Source organism: Ureibacillus aquaedulcis, assembly GCF_030418165.1.
GTDB lineage: Bacteria > Bacillota > Bacilli > Bacillales_A > Planococcaceae > Ureibacillus > Ureibacillus aquaedulcis.
This window is the reverse complement of sequence record NZ_JAUHTQ010000030.1, coordinates 1-3,174: the sequence shown is the minus strand read 5'-3', so window position 1 is coordinate 3,174 and position 3,174 is coordinate 1. Positions and strand designations below refer to the sequence as shown.

At 34.8% G+C, this 3,174-nt stretch carries 4 protein-coding genes; 2 read left to right on the top strand and 2 right to left on the bottom strand.

Translation table 11 applies throughout. The features are described 5' to 3' along the window. Positions 1-400: 400 nt before the first annotated feature. Positions 401-1,153: a GNAT family N-acetyltransferase gene (locus QYB95_RS18975; RefSeq protein WP_301139936.1), complete on the top strand. Its 753-nt coding sequence runs from the start codon at positions 401-403 to the stop codon at positions 1,151-1,153. Between the two features lie 47 nt (positions 1,154-1,200). Here the strand turns inward: QYB95_RS18975 and QYB95_RS18970 are convergent, their stop codons facing one another. Continuing rightward, entirely contained in the window at positions 1,201-1,737 is a 537-nt protein-coding gene (locus QYB95_RS18970; RefSeq protein WP_301139935.1) for a GNAT family N-acetyltransferase, read from the bottom strand. Between the two features lie 24 nt (positions 1,738-1,761). Next, entirely contained in the window at positions 1,762-2,310 is a 549-nt protein-coding gene (locus tag QYB95_RS18965) for a ribonuclease FAU-1 family protein (RefSeq protein ID WP_301139934.1), read from the bottom strand. Positions 2,311-2,426: 116 nt separating this feature from the next. Here QYB95_RS18965 and QYB95_RS18960 point away from each other — a divergent pair, with 116 nt between their 5' ends. Next, positions 2,427-2,825 carry an NUDIX hydrolase gene (locus QYB95_RS18960; protein ID WP_301139937.1) on the top strand — a complete coding sequence of 133 codons (399 nt, stop codon included), beginning with the start codon at positions 2,427-2,429 and terminating at the stop codon, positions 2,823-2,825. Positions 2,826-3,174: the final 349 nt, after the last annotated feature.

The following is a 3,174-nucleotide window of genomic DNA, read 5'->3' as shown; positions in this document are numbered from 1 at the left end:
AATCACTTTTATAGCGACTTAATCATTATAACATTTTCACAATGTTATGTCAATAATAATTTAAGCAACTTTTCAAAAGCAACCTTTATAATATATCACATAAGCTATTCAACGTCAATCGTTTTTTCAACTTAATTGCAAACGATTTGAAGTAATTAATAACACTTTAAATTATAGCATTCAACTCTATCAAAATCAATAAATTTATATGATTTATATTAATTATTCGATATCGTCTCAGCGACGTTTATTACTATATCACTATACATTTCATGAAGCAAGTACTTTTTATCATTTCTCTCTTAATATTATAAATAATATCTTCATATCCAAATCAACCTCAATTTTTTCATATATAATAGAAAATTAAGAAGTGCAACTCTACCTAAAGGAGAATAATATGATGCAAATAACATTCACTCATATCCACAGAGGTGGAAAGGTTATACCAGAGACTGAAGAATATAAGCAGATTCATGAACCAGATTTTTTAAGCCGTTATGATAGTAACCTAATAACTTGGAAGTGTATGCCTACAGTTGATTTACTTAAAGAAGCTGAAGGCAGTTTAAGAGACTTCAATTTACAAACTAGCCAAAAGCATCTGAAGTTCATTTTTCCACCTAACGAAAAATTGACTGACGAAATACAAGCCTATTTATCATCAAACAATTATAGTATTGGTTTTCTTGAACTCTATTCTATACAACCTAATGACTTTTCCGCTAGCGGAAATGCCGAGGCAGCAATTCAATTTGTAACTAGGGAAAAATTAGAGGATTTTTTACATTTGCAGTTTAATGAAGACTTACAGTTCGGCGAAAACTTCGCAAAGGAAAAACAAACTTTTCTGCGAAACCAGTACACCAAAGATAATGTTCATTATATACTCGCATACGATCAAGCAAAACCGGTCGGATCTGTTATTCTTTTTGATAAGGAAGATACCACTGAAATCGATAACTTATTTGTATTGGAGTCCTATCAACGCAAGGGGATAGGAAGTGCCATTCAGCATTTCATAATGAAACATTTTCATGACAAAACAATTATTTTAGTGGCAGATGGTGAAGACACACCAAGAGAAATGTATCAAAGACAAAATTATTGTCTTGAAGGTTTTCAATACGAAGCATTAAAAGTAGAAGAGTAACATTTCATTGAGGAGATGTTTTAAAAACAAACAACTCCTCTTGAACGCTAGTAAGGGAGATCATTTAAACGTATCGGTGTCAGAACTCCATTTTCCCAATCCGTTCGAATCATACTATAACAAATGGAATCATGTATACTGCCATCATGATTTTCCCAAGAACTTCTTAGGTATCCCTCTTTCACAAAACCACAATTGCTTAAAGTTTTTCTCATCGCATAATTATCGCTGCGAGTATAAGCTTCAACTCTAATTTTTTTATCTTCTAGATTGAATATGTAATCTACAATCCACTTAACAGCTTCTCTACCATAACCGAATCCTCTGTATGCACTATCTAATCTAATATCTAAAAGTGGGATTGTGTCACTTATATCATGAATTATAATCAAACCTATTTTCCTATTTGCTAGTTCAATCCAAATCGTTTCACGATCTTCCTGGTACCAGCCCTTGTTATACAATTGAACAATTTGTTCCTCAGAAGTGTTAGTTTCTGCATGATAATCCCACGCATTCTTTGTCATAAACCATATCAGTTCGTCGAGTTCACTTTGAAGTGATCGATAAAATAATTTCCCCATTCATTCTTCAACTCCAAGTTTTCGTTAACCTATATCATTTACTTGATTCACAATTTCTTTATGCATTTTTGCTAGATGAATCAAATTAAACTTCCCTTGCTGTATTAGATTCAATACCTGCCTTGCTTCTTCCCAGGCTAAATCATGCATGGACTTACTAATTACTCCCTCAGCTAAGGCTTCATCCAGTTCCTCTGCATCCAATAGCATTATTTCGCCTGAAGGAAATACAACAATATCTAAATACAAATCATCAATCCAAGGAGTATTATTCTCTATGCCTACTTCGTAACAAACGTCTATATACCATTGGACAATTTCCCCTTTATCATCAAACATAGTAGTAAGTGAATGCTTCTTACCAATCGGGAAGTGTTGTAGCCATGAATAGCCATCATTCACTATGCATACTTCCTTTGCACCACCCTTTACAATTAAAGGCTCTGAAACTTTTTCTATACTCAATAAGGTAATGTATCCACTAAAGTCCTTGTCCTGATGAAAAGTTTGTTGGTAGGTCCTCTTCAAGACACGTTTCCAATCTCCCCGATTACCATACTTTCTTTTTAACATCACTCCCCCCTATTTAATATATTTCACGCTATACTTTCTAATTTTAGAATTATTTATTTGAATAATCAAAATTTTATTCGGATAATAAAATTACATATTTTACTGTGAGGTGTTTTATAATGCGCGATAGAGGCTCTTGTATCTTAATCAGGGGTAAGGAAGTTGCCTTGATTAAGAGGATTAGAGATGGAATGATTTATTATGTTTTTCCGGGCGGAGGAATAGAAGATGGTGAAACTCCTGAGGAAACAAGCAAAAGAGAGGCATTTGAAGAATTGGGCGTTATGATTAATGTGAAGGATTGTTTTCATATACTTCAATATAACGGCACACAATATTATTTCCTGGCTGAGCTAGTAGAAGGGGAAATCGGTAACGGTCAAGGAGAAGAGTTTACTGATATAACGAGAAATCGAGGGATTTATCAGCCTATGTGGATAGAGATAGGTAAACTTCTTTCTATTGATATTAGACCTCTTGAAGTAGCTAAAAGAATACACACGAAATATGCATAAAAAGAATCAAGAGTTGGAGTCAAATTATAAATTACCGCATATTTAGTGGTTTCCGTTTGCCTAGCGACGTCCTACTCTCACAGGGGGCCCCCATCTTCCATCGACGCCAAGCTGCGAAGCGCGATGACACGTCGTAACTAGAGTCATCTGCGTCAAGCCAATGCTCATGTACAAAGTACATTGTGCTTCGTGCTCCTTGATTCCTTGTTATCCTTGGTCCTCCCACTTCTCGAGTTTGTTCTTTCGTATCTACTTCTGCTTCTTATCCGCGCCGACCAACCTTCGGTTTCTACCGTAGTTGGTAGCTTTTTCTAAAATAAAAAAACCACTGAATACTCAGTGGTTTGTG

Excerpts from the sequence above, each read along its gene's own strand:
- QYB95_RS18975 (WP_301139936.1), top strand. The coding sequence starts at position 401 with ATGATGCAAATAACATTCACTCATATCCACAGAGGTGGAAAGGTTATA.
- QYB95_RS18965 (WP_301139934.1), bottom strand. The coding sequence starts at position 2,310 with ATGTTAAAAAGAAAGTATGGTAATCGGGGAGATTGGAAACGTGTCTTG.
- QYB95_RS18970 (WP_301139935.1), bottom strand. The coding sequence starts at position 1,737 with ATGGGGAAATTATTTTATCGATCACTTCAAAGTGAACTCGACGAACTG.